Raw genomic sequence first — 20,181 nt, 5'->3', positions numbered from 1 at the left:
TGTCAGCAATGGCAGGGTTTTTTTTTTATGGCGTGCCCCTTCGGGTCGGGCTATAGGCTGCACGCGTGCCTGCCGCTATCCCTCACGCGGTCACGGATCACGACATCTTTCGATTTCGGCTTTCGGGTTTCGACTCTTTTCTCTACTTTTACGCCTCTAACAACAACTCCATGACTTTTCAAAATACCCGCGACTACGCAAGGCAGCTCGATGCACAAGATGCGTTGGCCAAATACCGTGACGAATTCCTGTTTCCCAAAGTGAACGGCAAACAAGTCATTTATTTTACCGGAAATTCGCTTGGGCTACAACCGAAGCGCACGAAGGCTTTTGTAGACGAAGTCATGGACGATTGGGCAAATCTTGCGGTCGAAGGACACTTCTATGCGGAGAAACCCTGGTGGGACTACCACGAACGATTTGCGGCTCCGCTGGGCAAAATCGTAGGCGCAAAACCATCGGAGGTTACCGTAATGAACACACTGACCGTCAACCTTCATTTGTTGATGGTGTCGTTTTACAAACCGGGAGGAAAGCGTTATAAAATCTTATGTGAGGCAAAAGCATTCCCAAGCGACCAGTATATGCTTCAAAGCCAGGTCCGTTTTCACGGTTATGATCCGAAAGATGCTATTGTTGAATTGGAACGCCGGGAAGGGGAACACAATATACGACTCGAAGACATCCTCGCAAAAATTGATGAGGTCGGTGATGAGTTGGCCTTGGTGCTGATTGGCGGCGTAAATTATTACACGGGCCAGGTTTTTGATATCAAAACCATCACCGCGGCTGGCCATAAAGCTGGTGCGTTGGTAGGCTGGGATTTAGCGCATGCTGCCGGAAATATCAAATTGGAACTTCACGATTGGAACGTTGATTTTGCCGCCTGGTGCAGTTACAAATACATGAATTCGGGGCCTGGTAATGCTTCAGGATGTTTTATCCATGAAAAACACCACGCCGATAAAACGCTGAATCGTTTTGCGGGCTGGTGGGGACACAATAAGGCACGTCGCTTTAAAATGGAACCCGATTTTGATCCCGTTGAAGGCGCTGACGGGTGGCAGGTGAGCAACCTTCCAATACTGAGTTTAGCACCCTATTTGGCTTCTGTGGAAATGTTCGCGGAAGTAGGCATGGATGCGTTGATTGAAAAACGCGACCGAATTACGTCCTATCTGGAATTTATATTGCACGAAATTGGCAACGAGGTGAGCAGTTCGTTTGAGATTATCACGCCTTCGGATCCGTTCCAGCGTGCTTCCCAATTATCTGTTTTTCTGCACGGTGAGGGCCGTCCGCTCTTCGATTATCTGATGAAAAATGGCGTGATTACAGACTGGCGTGAACCAAATGTCATCCGGTTGGCGCCGGTCCCGTTATATTGTTCTTTTGAGGATATGTATGATTTTGGTCAAATCCTTAAGCAGGGAATCGTTTCTCAGTAATATCCAACAAAAAAGCCTGAATTAACTTCAGGCTTTTATACTTACAGACTATTTGATAAAAGGTCGATAACTAGTTTTTAATGATATTCATTGAACGTGTTCCTAAGGCTGTTTGGACTTTTACGATGTATGTTCCGTTTGAAAGTTCAGCAGTTCCCAATTGAACTTTTCGCGCGTTCATGCCATTTTTAGACCCGATCTGTTGCCCAAGCATATTGTACAGCCTTACCTCACTGATGGCTTCTTTAGCGTCAATGGTCAATACATCGTGAACAGGGTTAGGATAGATGTTGAATTTCTCCCTTTCGAGATTATCAGTATTCAGCAATGCTTCGTAGGTGATTGTTACCTTGAAAGTATCACCCAATACCCGATTATAAACCATATCGCAATCGGTATTGCCATAGGTTCTCCAGGCTCGAAGCTCAAATTCAACGCTTCCTGTCAAATCGTTGGCAATCGTAAGGCCTTCTCTCAGGTAACTTTGTGTTCCTCCGGTGTTGCCCGTCCCCGAAGAAATGGCATCTTCCTTAAGTCCGCTTGTGTTACAAACCAATATAGAACGCTGTTCTGCTTTCCAACCATTACTGGCAGTTTGCATGTCATAAGAAACAGCGGTTGAGGTAATCTTATATCCCGCAGGCACATCCACGTACAGCAGCCCAGGGCAGGTGTTTTCAGACTCTGTGTTGATATTTGCGGCAGTAATAAATAATGTATTGATGTCGCCGTCGGGATAAGTGGTGTCAAGTTGGCCTGTAATGAAATCTGCAGGCTGCCAACTTCCGGTATCATTAGTGCCGCAATTGGAGCGTACCCATACATAATAATGCTGCCCGGTAACGAGATTGCCAAAATTTAAGGAGTAGGTTGATGATGAGACATTTCCTGTCGGGGTTTGCGATGCTGCCGGCGTTGTTGGATCGGTTGAAAAATAGTAGTCATATCCATTTACAGGACTGATTACAGCCGGATTCCAGCTTACGGAACCTGTAGTGGCCGTGCTTCCAGTCTCAAAACCCGAAGGACCTGGGCAGGATCCCAATACCTCGGCACTCACGGCAAAGATATTGATTGTACCCTCAGCAGTGGATGTTTTTGTAAAATCTATTCCTGTAATCGTCTTGGCCTGATTCTCCGGAAGGATTGCTATTTCGATTTGGTAAAGACGTGGATTGCCAGATGGATTTTCCACTGCGTCAGTAAGCCTGTTTACGCGGCCAAACCCCGAAGCGACTACAGGCAATGCGGTACTAAAGAACCAATCAGGAACCACGGTGGCTGTGATTTCCTGAAATGTACTGTCGGAAAAATAGATGTAACCTATCATGGTCGCTTGTCCGCTGCCGGAACAAGCCATGACATAAACTTTGGTGGCCATAACGGGGTTGGAAAAAGTGAATGCGCCATAATCGCCTTCGTTTTCAATCCTAAGTGAATTGTTGTCATAATACGGTGCCAATTGGTAAGACAAACCGGCTAAATCGGGACTTTCGATCAAACCTGACAGGGGTAAGGCATACGATGGAGGGGTATCCGTATCAGTCGCCTGGTAGTCCGCACTCATAAAATTGTAGTCTGCATTGTCCACTGCGATGGTAGTAGAAACCGCTGCAGGGTTAATGCCGTCAGCTATAACGTCAGCATTATAGCCTGAACTCACTTGTAACGGGGTGTAATCCTGTGCGCTGACCACGTAAATAGGGAACATTAAAATGAAGAGTAATTTTTTTTTCATTGTAAGAGATTTTGTTGGATAATTGGTTTTTCAGTTTAAAAGTAGGTGTTTTTCCAGTACGGTGTTGCAAATCATATATTTTTAATAAATTTTACAAAAAACGTTACTAATTTAACAAAATCGATTTTTTAATGGGATGTTCGCCTTCAAATTTTTATGATTTTGCCAAGAGGTCAGATAGGTGTGGTTTGGTGGATTAAATATTTGAAACGTTTTCATAAGATTATCTTCATTATTGCGTAATTTTGTCGTCTCATTCACAAATCGCCTGATGCAGAATCCCCTCAAAATTGCAATCGTTGGTTCAGGACTTGTAGGTTCTTTACTGGCGGTTTATCTTAGGAAAGAAGGACACACCGTACATATTTTTGATCGTAGCCCAGACATCAGGAAAATCCAGTTTTCCGGGCGGTCAATCAACCTGGCGATGTCACACCGGGGTTGGAAAGCGCTGGATACCGTTGGAATCGGAGATGCAGTACGGGAGATCGCCATTCCGATGGACAAACGGGCGATACACGTCCGCGATAAGATTACGCTACAGAATTACGGGCTGGAAGGAGAGAGTATTTATTCTATTTCCAGAGGCAGCCTAAACAGAAAGATGATTGATCTTGCGGAAGCCGCAGGCGCTCAGTTTTTCTTTGAGCAGCGGGTGTGGGATGTTACGTTATCTGATGCCACTTTGCATATTGGAGAAACAGAACGGGGGGAATGGAAAGACCTTAGCTATGATATGGTTTTCGGCGCGGATGGTGCTTTTTCAAGAATCCGTCACCGTATGCAACGGCAAAGTATGTTTAATTATTCTCAGGAATTTTTGAACACGGGATATAAGGAACTTAATATTCCCGCAAATGACGATGGATCCCATAAGCTCGACAAAAATTCATTTCACATTTGGCCGCGCGGCGAATACATGCTGATTGCGCTGCCCAATCTTGACGGTAGTTTTACCTGTACATTGTTTATGCCGTTTGAAGGGGAGAATTCCTTTGAAAAGCTGAACACTCATTCAGAAGTTGTTTCGTTTTTTGAAAAGAACTTTCCGGATTCCGTTGAGGTCATACCGAAGTTGGCCGAGGATTTTTTCAAAAACCCTACGAGCACACTCGTAACCATGAAGTGTTTTCCTTGGACTTATGACGATAAAGTGGCATTAATTGGAGATGCATGCCATGCTATTGTGCCGTTCTACGGACAAGGAATGAATGCGGGATTTGAAGATATTTCAATTTTGAACGATATGATGCAACGTTACGGGAATGACTGGAAAAAGATATTTTCAGAATATGAAAAATCCAGAAAGCCTAATGCGGATGCTATTGCAGAGTTATCGTATCGAAATTTTATGGAAATGAGTTCGAAAACTGCCGACGATAAATTTCTACTTCAAAAGAAGATTGAAAAGCGTTTCTACGAAAAACATCCTGACAAGTGGATCCCGTTATACAGCAGGGTTACTTTCAGCCACAGGCCTTACTCAGAAGCCCTCGCATTAGGCGACAGGCAGAAGGCCATTATGGACAGCATCATGCAATTGCCGGATATTGAAAATATATGGGATTCTGAGCCTGTTGAAAATAGGATATTGTCGCTTTTAAAAACGGAGTAGCTTATTCGCGATGCACTTTGTTAAAGTCGAATGCAGGTTTGCAAATCGCAAGGTATTCGCAAGGTTCGTCAAATGGATTTGAATACTGAACTCTGGTGTTTTTTTCAATCTTAATGGATTGGCCTGCTTCGAGAACGATGTTTTCACCATCAATCGTAAATTGTTTCCTCCCTTTAATGATGTAGGTATATTCTTCGAATTCAGGCGTTTGGAATGGCTCACTCCAATGTGGGGGAGCAATCATATGTGCGATAGAGATCGCGTCGTTTGCTGTTGATGCCTTCCCATGATGCTCCTCGATTAATTTTCCATCAGTAGTTGGGACTACAAACGGATTTTTCTGGATTGTGTAGCTTTTCATTGTACTATTTTTTAAATATAAAATATACGGCAAGGATCAGGAACAGAAAACCCACCGCATGGTTCCATCGAAACGTTTCGCCCTTAAAAAAAAGCATCGAAAAAATCACGAAGACGACCAGAGTTATAGCTTCCTGGATTACTTTCAATTGCATTAATGTAAATGGACCGCCATTGCCTTCAAAGCCAATCTTATTTGCCGGCACCTGGAAACAATATTCAAAAAGCGCCAGTCCCCAGCTGAGCAGGATTATTGTGATCAGTCCTGCGTTCTCGAACCATTTTAGTTCCTTAAACTTCAGGTGTCCATACCAGGCAAGCGTCATGAATATATTCGACAAGATCAACAGGCCTATTGTCGCAAAACTTTTCATTAATGTTTTTTTTCAAATGTATAAAAAATACTTTTTAAGGCGCTGCGACCCAACGAATGTGAATTTAACGTTACGTTGTTTAACTTTAACAGGAAAGGATGTGTGAAAATTATATCGATATCGCGTTGTGGTTTTAGCAATAAAAAAGTCCAATTTGGCGTATGGGTTATTGATAATTCCGTAATTTAATGTTCTTGGGGGCATATTTATAAAAAATGACCATTTTTCCTTGAATTTACTGGGATTTAACATTGTCTTTAATTACTGTTAATAATGGACAAAAAGTTAAAATTTATTTTTTTTTCTCCACTAAAAATATAAATTTGTCGTTCTGATAAAAATTATCATTTAACAAACCTATTAAGTATTAAAAACTATTAAATTTCAAAAACTAAAAATTTAAGAAAATGGCAAATGCATCAAACGCTACTGCAGCGAAGAAAGAATCAGGATCAAATGGAGGTAATTTGTTTACCGGAATTGTAATTATTGCCTGTATTGTTATCGGGATATTAATCTGGAAATTCCTGATGGGTGACCCATCTCACTTTGAAAATGAAAAAGAAATGATCAACAGCGGCGCTGAGGCAGGTCACCCAAAACCTGGAGATTATCTTGCGATGGTTTACAAGGGAGGTAAAATCGTTCCCGTGTTGATGGGATTATTGTTGATGGTAATTGTATTCTCTATTGAGCGTTTCTTCGTTATTTCCAAAGCGGCCGGAACGGGAAGTTTGGATAAATTCATGAAAAGCGTTCAGGGCAACATCCAAAGCAACAACATTGACGCAGCAATTGCAGACTGCGACAAGCAGAAAGGTTCAGTGGCCAATGCAATTAAAGCAGCTTTAATTAAATATAATGAAGTGAAGAAAGAAGGCTTCGACAGCGAAGCTGCTGCCGAAACAATCCAAAAAGAAATCGAGGAGGCAACTTCTTTGGAAATGCCAATGCTGGAGAAAAACCTGACAATCATTTCTACTTTGGTTTCCTTGGGAACACTTGCTGGGCTTTTAGGAACAGTAACCGGTATGATCACGGCGTTTGGTGCATTGGCAACTTCAGGTACTCCTGACCAGGCCGCACTTGCAAACGGTATCTCTGAAGCACTTATCAACACAGCTACAGGTATCTCAACTTCTGCATTAGCAATTATCATGTACAACTTCTTTACTTCAAAAATTGATACGCTTACGTATTCAATTGACGAGGCAGGTTCTACAATCGTTGGAACTTACAGACGTTTCAGAGGAAGTTTAAGAGGTTAATTATTAATCGGAGGAATCCGTAAAAAAGATAAAATGGCTAAAGTAAAAATGTCTAAAAAGGCAACATCCATCGATATGACAGCGATGTGTGATGTTGCGTTCCTTTTGCTGACTTTCTTTATATTAACTGCGACCGCCAAGCAGCCTGAGCCTTTACCGGTAGACACACCAAACTCTACGGTTGAAGACAAGCTGCCGGAGAAAAACCTTGCAATTATTACCATTGGTGACAACGGTAAGGTTTTTATGGGGATCAAAGAAATTCCAATCAGGAGAGAGACGCTGAAAAAAATGGCAGAACTTAAAGGGGTGAAGTTTTCTGATGATGAAATCACTAAATTCGGTCTTATGGATGAGTTTGGTGTTCCGTTCAATCAATTGAAGACTTTAATCGGAATGACTTCAACGCAGCGTAACGTAAAAGGGCAGCAGATCGGTATCCCGCACGATACCATCCCAAACAAAAACGAGTTGTCAGACTGGATACTGCAGGCAAGAAATGCCAATGCAGAGACCAATTTGGAACAGCTTAACTTCGCCATCAAAGGCGACGCTAAAGAACAATATCCTCAGATCAAAGCGGTGATGGATATTCTGCAGGATCAAAAAGTAAACAAATTCTACCTGGTCACCGGACTGAGGAGTGATAATTTCTAAAACATACCAACATGGCTGAATTAAATACCGGCGACAGCGGCGGTGGTAAAGGCAAAGTAAGGAGTAAAAAATCGAATGCAAAAGTGGATTTGACCGCGATGGTGGATTTGGCATTTTTACTGATTACGTTCTTTATGCTTACGACCTCGTTGTCAAAACCACAATCGATGGATTTGCCGATGCCTGATAAGACTAAAACTGAGTTTATTAAGATTGCTGATGCGAGAACCCTCACGGTTCTTATTGGACCGAATAATAGGTTGAAATATTACATGGGTCAGTTTGCGTCACCAATTGAAGAGCCAACGGATATAGGATACGGGAAAAACGGAATCAGAAAAAAAATCCTTGAGAAAAAAGCTTCGGTGCCTATTACAATGGGAGCTGCTGATAAAGGAGTCATTGTGTTGATCAAGGCGGATAAAAAAGCAAATTACAAGAATCTGGTGGATATTCTAGATGAAATCGCCATTTGTAAAGTTCCGACCTACGCTATCGTTGACATCACCAAGGAGGAAGCTAAGCTGTTTGAAAAGTAAAATTTGTTACTCAAAAACAAATAACAAATTATAAAGATGAAATTAGATATATTTAAACAGAAATGGATTGATATGGTGTTCGAAGGCCGTAATAAAAGTTACGGTGCTTACGAATTGCGTAAAAAAAATCCTAAAGTAACAATGATTGCGTTGCTAATCGGTGCGTTATTTTTTAGTGCATTGCTTGCGCTTCCAATGATTGACTGGGGTAAGAGCGACGATGATGAAAAGGAAAAGGTAAAGATGGTCGATATGGCCAATTTACCACCGCCTCCACCGCCAGATAAGCCTCTTGTACCGCCTCCACCGCCACCGCCACCTGCTCCAAAAATTGATGAGGTGAAATTTGTGCCTCCAAAAGTTGTTAAGAAGGAGGAAGTTGTCGAGGAAATCAAGACAATTGAAGAACTGAAGGACAAAAACGTCGGGGCTAAAGATGTGAAAGGTCAGGACGATGGTAGAATTGTGGTGGATGATCCATCAGGAGACGGCCCGCCAGAATCAAAAGTTGTAGAGGATAATACGGTTTACAACAACGTAGAGATTCCAGCAGAGTTTCCTGGAGGAGGTTTGCCAGCATTCTACGAGTACGTTAAGAAGAAATTTCGTGTTCCCGAAGGTGAAACCATTAATGGTAACATCATTGTGACATTTGTTGTTGAAAAAGATGGAAGCCTTACGGACATTAAAGTGCTTAGGGATCTAGGATACGGAACTGGAAAAGAGGCAGAGAGGCTTTTGAGAAGTTCTCCTAAATGGAAACCAGGTGTTCAAAATGGACGTTCTGTAAGATCAAGGTTTAATCTTCCGATTAAAATCGTTCAACAAGGAGATTAATGTACCGAAATGATACAAATCAAAGAGTTCAGAAATCGCTTAAAGGGCGATTTCTTCTCTTTATAGGCATACTGTTGTTTTTGGTTTATCTTACAATGGGATTGTTCGTGATTTTTGATAAGCGGCTGCCACTTGGCATTCCGGATAATTACAGAACCTTCCTTGGCATAGTCCTTATCGTATATTCACTGCTTCGTTTTGTTAGGTTGTTACAAAAAAAATAAAATGAAAAAACGTAATCCATCACTATACAAAATTGTGTTTGTCGGTGTTGCCGTTATCGCGGTTGCTATTTGTTGCACAAAGAAAACGGGCAGTCAGGAGGAGTCTGTACTTTCCGGCGAAGCCACGTTTTATGTCGATGAATCCATATTTCCCATTGTAGAAGATGTCAGGGATGTTTTTTTAAGTGATTATCGCGCTAAAATAAACCTTATTGCTAAACCAGAGTCTGAGGTTGTGAATGCACTTTTAAGTGACAAGACGAAAGTTGTGATTTTACCTAGAAAACTAACTGTTAAAGAGAATGAGATTCTGGCATCAAGGCATATAAATCCCAAGATCACAGAATTTGGCACAGATGCAGTTGCCTTTATAACCCACAAGAATTCAAAAGATACTTTGGCTGATCTTCAAGAGGCAATAAATGTCATGCAGGGAAAACCTTCACTGATGAAAAAGCTTGTTTTTGAGAATCCGAATTCCGGCACGGTTAGCATCATGAATAATTTAGCCGGTACAAATACCAATTCGCTTCACGATAACGTTTATTCTATGAAATCCGCAGAAGAAGTACTGAAGTACATTTCGGGAAACCCGGATGCGGTCGGTGTGGTGGGAATCAATATTATATTGCAACCAGATGCCAAATGTCAGGAATTGGTAAATAACATAAAGGTTATGGCAGTCAGAAATGTTAAAAATCAGAAAAATGATAGTGCATACTACAAGCCCAATCAGTCCAACATTGCACTGGGATTATATCCCATCACCCGAAAGCTATATATGTTAAATTTTCAGGGAACTGCCGGTTTGGGCATGGGATTTGCTTCTTTTATTGCCGGAGAGAGGGGACAGCGGATTATTTTAAAATCTGGATTGCTTCCGGTTCGAATTCCTTCAAGAAATATTACCATCCGAAAGGATATAAATACTAAATAAAAACTGATATGAAAAAGTTGAGAATTTTAAGTATTGCGTTTTTGATTTTGGGATCAGCTGCGAATGCACAGGATCTTGATCAGGCGAAAAAGGCTATCGATGCTGAACAATACGAAAAGGCTAAGAAAATATTAAAAGGTTTGGTGGCTGCCAAACCTGAAAGTGGAAAAAACTTCTTCTTTTTAGGTAACTTATACCTGACGCAAAAACTTCAGGATTCCGCGACAGCAACTTTTCAAAAAGGGCTGGCGGCAAAATCTGAAGCAAACTTCAATTACATTGGCCTGGGTCAGGTAGACCTTGAGAATGCGAATCAAGGTGGTGCGACTGCAAATTTTGACAAGGCTTTAGCAAGTGTCAGGAAAAAGGATTTTGAAGAGCTTTTATATATAGGTAAAGCCTACCTGAATCCTACAAAACCAGACTATAAAAAAGCGTTAGAGTACCTTAACAAGGCAAAAGTAATCCAACCCATGAATGCAGAGGTATTGCTCTATTTGGGGGATGCTTATTATGGCGATAAGAACGCAAATGAAGCATTTTCTGCTTATAGAAATGCCGCAGATGCAGATAAGACATTATTACGGGCATCACTTCAGCAAGGTGTAATTACAAAGTTTTCAAAAGCATTCCCTGAAGCTAAAGCAGCATTTGACAAAATTCTGGCAACAAATCCAAATTACGGGCCGGCATACAGAGAACTTGCCGAGACCTATTATGTTTGGGCATTGAATGATAAACAAAAGTATGCTGAATATAATGCCATGGCGATTCAATATTACGAGAAGTATATGACCATGACGGATTATTCACTGGATTCGCGTATGCGTCATGCAGATTTCCTTGTTTTGACAAAAGATTACAAAGCGCTTGAGGCTGAGGCGACTGCGATGCAGCAGTTGGATAAAGTTAATCCGAGAATCTTGCGATATCTGGGGTATTCCGCATATCAAAATGGAAATTCTGATGGTGCAATCAAGGCGCTTAATGAGTTTATTTCTAAACCTGGTTCAAAGATAATTGGTCGTGATTACCTTTATTTGGGTCTCGCTAAGACTCAGAAAGCGCTTACGACTACAACCACGGCAGACGGCAAACCTTCCGGGACTGTAGACAAAGCATTATTTGATACAGGTATTGCTGATGTTAGAAAAGGTGTTGAGCTTGATCCTGGAATGGCTAATGAATTAAATGATTTCGGCAAAAAGTTTTTTGACTTGAAATTGTATAAGGAAGCGTCAGCAATCTATGAGATTGCTGTAACCAACCAAAACTCCAGAAACTTTCTTTACGACAACTTTTATTTAGGGTATTCTTTATACTTTTTCAACGCAGCAAAACCTGAAACAGAAAAAGCCGATCCAGCAGACGTTCAGAAAGCTAATGCTGCATTTGATGCTGTAATCAAGTCTTCGCCAACAACTCAGGATGCGTACATTTATAAAGCCCGTCTAAACAGTTTGCTTCAGGAAGACGCAGCTGCCCGCGCTGAAATGGCTAAATATTATGAGGAATATATCCGTGTGGTAACTGAAAAAGGAGAGGCCGAACTTGCCAAGCCAGCTAACAGAACAAAATTCCTCGAGGCGTACAATAATATTGCCATCTTTTATGCTAAAACCGGTGACAAAGTAAAAGCACAGGAAAACCTCGACAAAGCACTGGCACTTGACCCCGCAGATGAAACTGCCTTAAGCACACAGAAGTTAATCAAAAAATAGACTTCTTTGCATATCTTGAAAGACCGGCGACCACAGTTGCCGGTCTTTTGCGTTTAAAATGATTATCTTTGCACTTTATTTTAAAAAAATGCTTTCAAAAGAAATACAGGCAGAAGTAGAGAAAGGTACGATGCTTCCATTGATGGAAGAGTTTTATACCATTCAGGGAGAAGGATTCCATACTGGAACAGCAGCTTATTTTATCAGGGTCGGAGGGTGCGATGTGGGTTGTCATTGGTGTGATGTGAAAGAAAGTTGGAACGCAGATTTACACCCACCGACACATGTTGATCGTATCGTTGAAAACGCAAGCCGATTTTCGGAAACGGTTGTGGTTACAGGAGGCGAACCACTCACTTGGGATATGACGGCACTTACCACAAAGCTTAAAGACGCAAACCGACGGGTGCATATTGAAACTTCAGGAGCCTATCCATTGACTGGTATCTGGGATTGGATATGTCTTTCACCAAAAAAAATGAAGCTGCCCGTGCAGGAAGTGTACGATAAGGCTCATGAACTTAAAGTCATTGTTCATAATAAGCACGATTTTGTTTTTGCTGAAGAGCAGGCGGATAGCGTCAACAAAGATGCTATTTTATTTCTGCAGCCTGAATGGAGCAAAAAGGAAGAAATGACACCGTTGATTGTTGAATATGTGATGAAAAATCCAAAATGGCGGGTTTCACTACAAACCCATAAATACTTGAATATCCCCTAAAGTGAACAATTTTATTTGGAGGCTTCTGCCGGAAATTTTATTCGTGTCTTAGAGAGAAGGCGCCTGGATGGGGGATTTCGAAGCGCTTAGGAAAACTTTCCGGCGTTCAGATAAGTTGCCGTTGGATTTTATAGTAACAAATATTTCCCGAACTAAGTTTGGGATTTTTTTTAATTTAGAAGCAAAACTGATGAAACCACTATTTCTCCTCGATCCTGAAATTACCTATCTTAACCACGGCTCGTTCGGGGCGTGTCCAGAACCCATTTTTGCAGACTATCAATATTGGCAACGGGAACTCGAAAAAGAACCGGTACAATTCATCACCAAGCGGCTGCCGCAATTGATGCAGCAATCAAGACAGGCGCTGGCAGACTACATTTGTTGTGACGCCGATGATGTGTACTTTGTGCCCAATCCAACGACAGCCATTAACACCATTATGAGAAATCTGGATCTCAGCCCGGGCGATGAGATACTGTCAACTGATAATGAATACGGGGCGATGGATCGGACCTGGAATTTTTATTGCCGGAAGTCGGGGGCAAAATATGTCAGGCAGCCTATTTCAATGCCCGTCATTTCAAAGGAAAAGCTGATTGAGGAATTTTGGAAAGGATACAATTCAAACACGAAAGTGGTTTTTCTAAACCAAATTTCCAGTGCCACGGCGTTAATTTTTCCTGTAAAGGAAATTTGTGACCGCGCACAGCAGCTCGGTTTAATTACGATTGTGGATGGCGCACATGTTCCCGGGCATATTGAACTGGATATCAATGCGCTTGATCCTGACTTTTACACCGGGACATTGCACAAATGGATGCTTGCGCCAAAAGGCTCGTCCTTTTTGTATGTTAAAAAGGAGTTTCAGGATCGCATCGACCCTTTAATCGTAAGTTGGGGGTACGATAGCGAATCCCCTGGAAAAAGCCGCTTCATTGATTACCATGAGTTCCAGGGAACCCGCGACATGTCGGCATTCTTAACAACACCGGCCGTAGTAAGATTTTTGGAAGAGCACAATTGGACTGATAAATCAATGTCAAGCAAAAGCCTCATCCTTCAAAACTACAAGAGGTTCTGTGATCTTTTGAAAACGACGCCTTTATGTCCGGTATCTTCTGAATTCCTTGGACAAATGTGTAGTGTTCCTGTAAACACGCAGAAGCCGATTGAATTAAAGGAGCTGCTTTATTCAAAATATAAGATTGAAGTGCCAATTACAAAGTTAAATGGACGATTTTTTCTGCGGATTAGCTGCCAGTCCTATAATTCACAGCAGGATATTGATACGCTTGAAAAGGCCATTATCGACATTCTCAACACCACTGATCTAATTCAGTAATTACCTGCCGCCATTCGCCTTTAGATCAGCCAGGCAATCTGCATCCAGGGCAGGCATGCCTGACTGCATCATGTTTTGGATATTGCTTTCTGTTTCATAATACATGAGGCAGTTCTGGTTTGAACAATGTTTCCCGTGCGCAGCATCCAGATGGTCGGTTTGCATGGGCGAACCCAAATCGACTAATCCAAGGATATGGCACAATTCGTGGAGGATTACGATGGTTTCCAAATCCGTGCGATTCGGCTCTGTAGGTGAGTTGCTAAGCGTCCTAATGGAATTTTCAAACAGCACGCACGAAGTATTTCGATAGGCGGCGCCAAGGGTTAGGGTGGTATTGGTATCGCTCGAAAAATTACCGTCAACGAAAAGGACAAACAAAGCTAATGTATCTTCACTGTTATATCTGGTGCGGATTTCGCTTTCTAGATCCGCAATCTCATTGATCGTATAGGGTGTGCCTTGGGGGCTTGAAATTTGCTTTTGTTCAATCGTAATACCGCCAGGTTTGTGGAGCCGCGCCTGCATGAACTGCTTCAAGTTTTGCAGAGTCTGGGCATTCGGTTGAAGATCGCCGACATAAAATACTTCAATAACCAACGAGCTGTATTTGTCAGCAGAGAGAAAATCATTGGCGCTACTTCCGGTTGCCTTTAAGTTAGGTGCCGGATTTGTTCCATCTTCTACAGCGGAATTGCTTTCTTCATTGGAACAGCCCCAGATTACGAATAAAAAGATTATTGAAAGTAACTGTAGCTTCTTCATGTTTTGATTTTGTTCAAAAATACAAAAACACCAAATGCCACCGTTTTCAACATTTCCTTATTCTTTTATAGTGAGCCGCGCCAGGTAGTCGAAATGGTTTCCTTCCATGATGCGATCACAGTTTAGTCCATTTGCCTCTGATGCCGTTTTTAAGGTGTCATAATCAATGTACAGCCAGTCAAAAGGCAATTCGCTTTCCCCTTTATAGGTAATTTTGAAGATAACTTCGCCGTAATAGCTTGTGTCAGATGGAATCTCATCTTCATCAAACATATAGATGATGTCGGAACTGTCAAGTAAAATCTGCCCTCCGTAATTTAAAAGTGTCTTTAACTTTTGAAGGAAAATGCCTATTTTACTTAGCCTGCCGCATATCCCGGTACCATTCATCAGCAGTAAAATTGTGTCATATTTTTCATCCCCAAAAGCCATGACATCCGTATTTACAGTTTTTTTCAATCCGCGCAAACGGCATGCTTCAACAGCGTTTGGAGAAATGTCAATAGCGGTGACGTCAAAATCCTCTTCCTGGAGATAAAGGCTGTGACTTCCTGCGCCGCAACCCACATCCAATATTTTGCCTTTTGAAAGTTGGAGCGCTTTCTGCTCGATTTGAGGCATTTGGGAATAATTCCGAAACAAGTAAGCAACGGACATTTCATCCTCTTCAGAAATGCTGGTTTCCGTCACCAGATTCTGCGGATTGTTATCCGTTTGATAATCGAGTATTGCCTTCCCAAATAAATCTTTCATCATTACCTTTTCCGGGTTTTTGTGATTTTCGTCTCTTAAAATTGTAATTTTGCGGTGTGAAACATCTACTGGACAATCTTCCGAAACTAGCCAAAGATAAGCATATCGAAAACAAAAAGTATTTCGACAAGCTTAAAAAGAAGCCGCCTAAGAATCTTGACTACACTATGCAGGAATTGCATGACGCGGAGTTTAAAAAAACGGATTGCCTCAGTTGCGCCAATTGTTGTAAAACTACAGGTCCTCTTTTTACGGCGGCGGATATCGAGCGTATTTCAAAGCACTTGAAGCAGAAACCCCAGCAGTTTATTGAACGGTATTTAAGAATTGACGAAGACAATGATTATGTGCTGCAGCAACTTCCCTGCCATTTTCTGGACGCCGAAAACTATTGTATGATTTATGATGTTCGCCCAAAAGCTTGCCGCGAATTCCCTCATACAGATCGCAAGAAATTTCAGCAAATCACAGAAATCACGCTAAAAAACCTACCGGTGTGTCCCGCAGCATTTCGTATTGTTGAAGAAATGAAAAAAAAGATACCGCTATAAATTAAAAAAGCCTCTGAAAAGAGGCCCTATAATTTTTTAAACGAAAAGGTCGTCTTCGTGAAACAACAGCAAATCTTCCTTCCTGCCGCCGACGGCGCTGACCAATCGGTCAATGCCCTGTTCGATGTAGCCGATAATCTTCTGAATCCATTCCCTGACTTTAATGAAGACTTCGATACCCTGCTCTATATATCCGTTGATTACCGTTATAAACTTTTGGATCTTGTCCATCAGTGTCAGTAAGATTTGTGCTCTTTCCATAATATGTTGTTTTAGTCGTTTCGCAAAATTTTCACTAATTTAATCATTACAATCCATTTGTTAATGAACCCCTATGATAAAATTTTCTTATTTTTTTGGAACGAAAAAATGACAATCACTTTTTATTCTGCATAAATCAAATACTTACGGCGCTTCTCCTTAAATTCGATTAACCCGGTTTCCCAGCTGGCCCTGATTTGTGACGCTGTCATTCCTGCCTCAATCTGCTCGCGTAGTTTTTTTGTTCCTGCGAGTTTTGTGAAATAGGAATTGAAAAATTTAGACTTGTCTTCGGTTTCATTATAGGCCTGAATAAGCCATTTTAACTCCAGGCGTTCTATTTTAGGAATTCCCGAAAGATCTTCTCCAAAACAGGGTTGACCCGTATATTGAGGATCTTTGGCTCCAACATTCGGTTTTGGAACGAAGCAATAATCAACATTAGGCAGATATGGAGAACCAAAAATCTGGAACTGTTTGTCCGTACCGCGACCCACGCTGACATTTGTGCCTTCAAAAAAGCATAAACTGGCATAGAGGTTAATGGCCATATCGTTTGGCAGGTTTGGCGACGGTTTTACGGAAATACTGTAAGGCATGTCTCTGGTGTAAGCAGAGCAGGCCACTACCTTAATATCGCATTGAACGCCATTTTTAAGCCACTTTTCACCATTGATCATCTGCGCATATTCACCGATGGTCATGCCATGTAACACCGGAATCTGGTGCATTCCAACGAAACTGGTGTATTCGGGCTCTAAAACAGGGCCGTCTACAATCGAACCATTCGGATTGGGACGATCAAGGATGACAATCGGAATACTATTTTCGGCACACGCTTCCATGACGTAATGTAGCGTAGAGATATACGTGAAAAACCTGGCGCCGACATCCTGAAGATCAAATAGAATCATATCAACGCCTTCTAATTGCTGCGGTGTAGGCTTTTTATTGTCGCCGTAAATGGAAATAATCGGCAGGCCTGTGGCGATGTCCTTGCCATCGGCAATATTTTCTCCTGCGTCAGCTGTTCCACGAAAGCCGTGTTCAGGCGCAAATATTTTGACGAGATTTACGTTTTTCTGAACCAGGAAATCGACAATATGGGATTGGTCTGCGAGCAGTCCGCTTTGATTGGTTACAATTCCTACCCGTTTGTTTTCAAGCAGATAGGAAAAGCTCTCGAAATTGTCTGAACCGGTAGCAAACTTTACTGCATTTGGATTTAAGATTACGGTTACTTTGCCCGCATCCGAATTTTTCGCGATAACAGGATTCCCAATTATTACGGGATGGGTGACTGCCTGTGCAGGTTTGCATGACAAGATAAACACACAAAAAACCAACAGGATAAAATACTTAGAGTGTTTCCTGACCGTTAGGGGAAAACACTTTTTTGTCACATTAAGGTTATGAATCATAATCAAGCTGTCTCTATAATTAATTGGGCAAAACCACGAAAATTCGTCGCCAAAACAGTATTTTTGGAAGCTTAAACAAAACTTCGCGCCATTTTGAATTTTGAATATTTCATTGCCAGAAGGCTGATAAATGCCAACGGCGGTAAAAGTAATATATCTGCGCCAATTATAAAAATTGCCATTTCTGCCATTGCAATTGGTATGGTGATGATGATTATTTCCGTGGCTACAGGTCTTGGGCTGCAGCAAAAGATCAGGGAGAAGGTGTCTGCGTTCAATGGACATATTGTTATTTCAAATTTTGACAATAATGCGTCCGACGTCAGTATCAGGCCGATCTCCACAAAACAGGACTTCTATCCGAAATTCAAAAATGTCGAAGGTATCACTCATATTCAGGCGGTTGCTACAAAAACAGGAATTATCAGGACGGCGTCAGCGTTTGAAGGTGTAATACTCAAAGGTGTCGGGAAGGATTTTAGCTGGGATTATATCAGGGACTTTATTGTTTCAGGGAAACTGCCTGATTTTAAAGGGAGTTTGAACAACCAGATTTTGATTTCAGAGTTTCTCGCCAAAAGGCTTGGACTGAAAGTGGGGGATAAATTCAGTACCTATTTTATGAAAGATGGCGGTAATGCGCTGCCCAATCTTCGCGTTTTCAGCGTTTCGGGAATTTACAATTCCGGTTTTCAGGAATTTGATTCCAATTATATCATTGGTGATATCCGTCACATCCAAAGACTAAACAAATGGCAGCCGGATGAAGTAGGGCAGTTTGAGGTTTTTATAGATGATTTTAGCCAGATCGAGCAAAAAGGCAAGGAAGTTTATGAACAAACCGGCTCGCTGCTGAATACCAAAACGATTGTGCAGAAGTACTTTTATATCTTCGAGTGGCTCAAGTTATTCGATTTCAACATCATGTTAATGTTGGGCGTGATGGTCGCCGTGTCAACGATTAATATGGTCGTAGCGCTGCTGGTACTGATTCTGGAGCGCACACAAATGATCGGTATTTTAAAAGCGGTAGGGGCGGCCAACTGGTCTGTCAGGAAAATATTCCTGTACAATGCGTTCTATTTAATTTTGCGTGGGTTGCTTTGGGGCAATTTTATCGGAATTGGCATGTTGTTGCTGCAACGGTATTTTGGAATCATTAAACTGGATCCGGCAAGCTATTATGTAAATGAGGCCCCTGTGTATATCAGTTGGGACTATATTTTGCTGTTGAACCTGGGCACGATGCTGGTTTGCCTGCTTGTGCTTTTGATTCCTTCTTATATTGTTACCAAAATTTCGCCGGTGAAAGCCATCCGCTTTGAATAATTATTTTAGCGTTTCCGCATTGCCTTAGCTCTCGCACGGCAACGCGGTCGGGCTCTTCGCTGTATCTTTTTTGGATGCCGCTGCGCTTTGCTCCGCGCCCATCCCAAAAAAGGATGCCGCTGTGATCCCTAACGCCGATGGGACCCAATGTTCGGTAAGTTGGTAAAGATCTTAAGCCTGCTCATCCTCTCGAACTTCTGATCGTCCGATCTCCCGATCTTCCGAACTTCACGAACTTTCCGAACATTTCTGATGTCCAGCGTTTTAGGATGTGATGTTAAATTTTCTTCAAAAAAAGGTTGTAAAAAGTTTGCGAAACTGAAAAAGGGGGTTACTTTTGCACCCGCATTGACAAAGACGTTCTGCTGATTTACTGCGAGGTTGTGTTTAAAAAAAGTTTGTAAAAATTCATTTAAATATTTGCCTGAAAGGAAATAAGTTTTACCTTTGCCGTCCCGATAAGGGGAAAGGAAAGTTCATATAGATATTGGTGTTTTGGGATTTGGGAATAAACTTAAAAATTATTTTTCAAAAAGCTTGCACGGTAAAAAAGAATTAGTACTTTTGCACCCGCTTTGAGAGACAAGCGGTTTTAAGAAAGATTGACACGTTCATTGATATATTGGATTGACAGCACTTCTGAAGAGATTCGGAAGTAAGCAGAGAGTAAGGAAGATCGAGAGATTTTCAAAAGAATAAATACGTTAGAATTCGTCTAAAATACGATGCAGAAGCAATTCAGCATAACAATATACGATGAAGAGTTTGATCCTGGCTCAGGATGAACGCTAGCGGCAGGCTTAACACATGCAAGTCGAGGGGTAGAGGAAGCTTGCTTCCTTGAGACCGGCGCACGGGTGCGTAACGCGTATGCAACCTACCTTGAACAGGGGGATAGCCCAGAGAAATTTGGATTAATACCCCATGGTATTATGGGATGGCATCATTTCATTATTAAAGTCACAACGGTTCAAGATGGGCATGCGTCCCATTAGCTAGATGGTAAGGTAACGGCTTACCATGGCAACGATGGGTAGGGGTCCTGAGAGGGAGATCCCCCACACTGGTACTGAGACACGGACCAGACTCCTACGGGAGGCAGCAGTGAGGAATATTGGTCAATGGGCGCAAGCCTGAACCAGCCATGCCGCGTGCAGGATGAAGCATCTATGGTGTGTAAACTGCTTTTGTACGGGAAGAAACACCGGTTCGTGAACCGGCTTGACGGTACCGTAAGAATAAGGATCGGCTAACTCCGTGCCAGCAGCCGCGGTAATACGGAGGATCCAAGCGTTATCCGGAATCATTGGGTTTAAA

General features: G+C 42.0%; 19 protein-coding genes and 1 rRNA gene. 13 read left to right on the top strand and 7 right to left on the bottom strand.

The window, feature by feature from the left end; genetic code table 11:
• The first annotated feature begins 170 nt into the window (after positions 1 to 170).
• On the top strand, positions 171 to 1,448 hold the full coding sequence (gene kynU, locus CFE23_RS12225; protein ID WP_291088407.1) for a kynureninase: 1,278 nt from the start codon (positions 171 to 173) through the stop codon (positions 1,446 to 1,448).
• 70 nt (positions 1,449 to 1,518) lie between these two features.
• Here kynU and CFE23_RS12220 read toward each other — a convergent pair whose 3' ends face one another.
• Positions 1,519 to 3,186 carry a T9SS type A sorting domain-containing protein gene (locus CFE23_RS12220; RefSeq protein ID WP_291088405.1) on the bottom strand — a complete coding sequence of 556 codons (1,668 nt, stop codon included), beginning with the start codon at positions 3,184 to 3,186 and terminating at the stop codon, positions 1,519 to 1,521.
• A gap of 271 nt (positions 3,187 to 3,457) precedes the next feature.
• On the opposite strand from CFE23_RS12220, the gene CFE23_RS12215 reads away from it, so the two are divergent.
• On the top strand, positions 3,458 to 4,801 hold the full coding sequence (locus tag CFE23_RS12215; RefSeq protein ID WP_291088403.1) for an NAD(P)/FAD-dependent oxidoreductase: 1,344 nt from the start codon (positions 3,458 to 3,460) through the stop codon (positions 4,799 to 4,801).
• A 1-nt stretch (position 4,802) separates the two neighbouring features.
• On the opposite strand, the gene CFE23_RS12210 is transcribed toward CFE23_RS12215, so the two are convergent.
• Positions 4,803 to 5,162: a cupin domain-containing protein gene (locus tag CFE23_RS12210; protein WP_291088401.1), complete on the bottom strand. Its 360-nt coding sequence runs from the start codon at positions 5,160 to 5,162 to the stop codon at positions 4,803 to 4,805.
• A 4-nt stretch (positions 5,163 to 5,166) separates the two neighbouring features.
• Complete coding sequence (locus CFE23_RS12205; protein ID WP_291088399.1) at positions 5,167 to 5,535, bottom strand: DMT family protein; 369 nt, start codon at positions 5,533 to 5,535, stop codon at positions 5,167 to 5,169.
• Between the two features lie 407 nt (positions 5,536 to 5,942).
• On the opposite strand from CFE23_RS12205, the gene CFE23_RS12200 reads away from it, so the two are divergent.
• From CFE23_RS12200 to CFE23_RS12165, 8 genes are all read left to right on the top strand, one after another.
• Positions 5,943 to 6,803, top strand: coding sequence for a MotA/TolQ/ExbB proton channel family protein (locus CFE23_RS12200; protein WP_291088397.1), 861 nt, complete (start codon positions 5,943 to 5,945; stop codon positions 6,801 to 6,803).
• A gap of 33 nt (positions 6,804 to 6,836) precedes the next feature.
• Positions 6,837 to 7,460, top strand: coding sequence for a biopolymer transporter ExbD (locus CFE23_RS12195; RefSeq protein ID WP_291088395.1), 624 nt, complete (start codon positions 6,837 to 6,839; stop codon positions 7,458 to 7,460).
• Positions 7,461 to 7,471: 11 nt separating this feature from the next.
• Complete coding sequence (locus CFE23_RS12190) at positions 7,472 to 7,999, top strand: biopolymer transporter ExbD (protein WP_291088393.1); 528 nt, start codon at positions 7,472 to 7,474, stop codon at positions 7,997 to 7,999.
• Positions 8,000 to 8,035: 36 nt separating this feature from the next.
• On the top strand, positions 8,036 to 8,836 hold the full coding sequence (locus CFE23_RS12185) for an energy transducer TonB (protein ID WP_291088391.1): 801 nt from the start codon (positions 8,036 to 8,038) through the stop codon (positions 8,834 to 8,836).
• Positions 8,837 to 9,061: 225 nt separating this feature from the next.
• Positions 9,062 to 9,997 carry a substrate-binding domain-containing protein gene (locus tag CFE23_RS12180; RefSeq protein ID WP_291088389.1) on the top strand — a complete coding sequence of 312 codons (936 nt, stop codon included), beginning with the start codon at positions 9,062 to 9,064 and terminating at the stop codon, positions 9,995 to 9,997.
• Positions 9,998 to 10,005: 8 nt separating this feature from the next.
• Positions 10,006 to 11,718: a tetratricopeptide repeat protein gene (locus CFE23_RS12175; RefSeq protein ID WP_291088386.1), complete on the top strand. Its 1,713-nt coding sequence runs from the start codon at positions 10,006 to 10,008 to the stop codon at positions 11,716 to 11,718.
• An 88-nt stretch (positions 11,719 to 11,806) separates the two neighbouring features.
• The gene (locus CFE23_RS12170; protein WP_291088470.1) at positions 11,807 to 12,439 is read left to right on the top strand and encodes a 7-carboxy-7-deazaguanine synthase QueE; all 633 of its coding nucleotides are present in this window, start codon (positions 11,807 to 11,809) and stop codon (positions 12,437 to 12,439) included.
• Positions 12,440 to 12,629: 190 nt separating this feature from the next.
• Positions 12,630 to 13,784, top strand: a complete 1,155-nt coding sequence (locus CFE23_RS12165) for an aminotransferase class V-fold PLP-dependent enzyme (RefSeq protein ID WP_291088385.1) — start codon at positions 12,630 to 12,632, stop codon at positions 13,782 to 13,784.
• Here the strand turns inward: CFE23_RS12165 and CFE23_RS12160 are convergent, their stop codons facing one another.
• Together CFE23_RS12160 and CFE23_RS12155 are read right to left on the bottom strand one after the other, a co-directional pair.
• Complete coding sequence (locus CFE23_RS12160; RefSeq protein WP_291088383.1) at positions 13,785 to 14,549, bottom strand: membrane metalloprotease; 765 nt, start codon at positions 14,547 to 14,549, stop codon at positions 13,785 to 13,787.
• Positions 14,550 to 14,606: 57 nt separating this feature from the next.
• Positions 14,607 to 15,302 (bottom strand): class I SAM-dependent methyltransferase, encoded by a 696-nt coding sequence (locus tag CFE23_RS12155; protein WP_291088469.1) that lies wholly within the window; start codon positions 15,300 to 15,302, stop codon positions 14,607 to 14,609.
• A gap of 56 nt (positions 15,303 to 15,358) precedes the next feature.
• On the opposite strand from CFE23_RS12155, the gene CFE23_RS12150 reads away from it, so the two are divergent.
• Positions 15,359 to 15,853, top strand: a complete 495-nt coding sequence (locus CFE23_RS12150; protein ID WP_291088381.1) for a YkgJ family cysteine cluster protein — start codon at positions 15,359 to 15,361, stop codon at positions 15,851 to 15,853.
• A 36-nt stretch (positions 15,854 to 15,889) separates the two neighbouring features.
• Here the strand turns inward: CFE23_RS12150 and CFE23_RS12145 are convergent, their stop codons facing one another.
• Together CFE23_RS12145 and CFE23_RS12140 are read right to left on the bottom strand one after the other, a co-directional pair.
• Positions 15,890 to 16,114 (bottom strand): hypothetical protein, encoded by a 225-nt coding sequence (locus CFE23_RS12145; RefSeq protein ID WP_291088379.1) that lies wholly within the window; start codon positions 16,112 to 16,114, stop codon positions 15,890 to 15,892.
• 122 nt (positions 16,115 to 16,236) lie between these two features.
• Positions 16,237 to 17,535 (bottom strand): DUF1343 domain-containing protein, encoded by a 1,299-nt coding sequence (locus tag CFE23_RS12140; RefSeq protein ID WP_291088377.1) that lies wholly within the window; start codon positions 17,533 to 17,535, stop codon positions 16,237 to 16,239.
• Positions 17,536 to 17,628: 93 nt separating this feature from the next.
• Between CFE23_RS12140 and CFE23_RS12135 the strand changes: the two genes are divergently transcribed.
• Complete coding sequence (locus tag CFE23_RS12135) at positions 17,629 to 18,864, top strand: FtsX-like permease family protein (protein WP_291088375.1); 1,236 nt, start codon at positions 17,629 to 17,631, stop codon at positions 18,862 to 18,864.
• A gap of 753 nt (positions 18,865 to 19,617) precedes the next feature.
• Positions 19,618 to 20,181 (top strand): 16S ribosomal RNA (locus tag CFE23_RS12130); the annotation flags it as partial.

The sequence above is a fragment of the Flavobacterium sp. BFFFF1 genome (genome assembly GCF_002256285.1).
GTDB lineage: Bacteria > Bacteroidota > Bacteroidia > Flavobacteriales > Flavobacteriaceae > Flavobacterium.
This window is presented reverse-complemented; position numbering and strand designations above follow the sequence as displayed.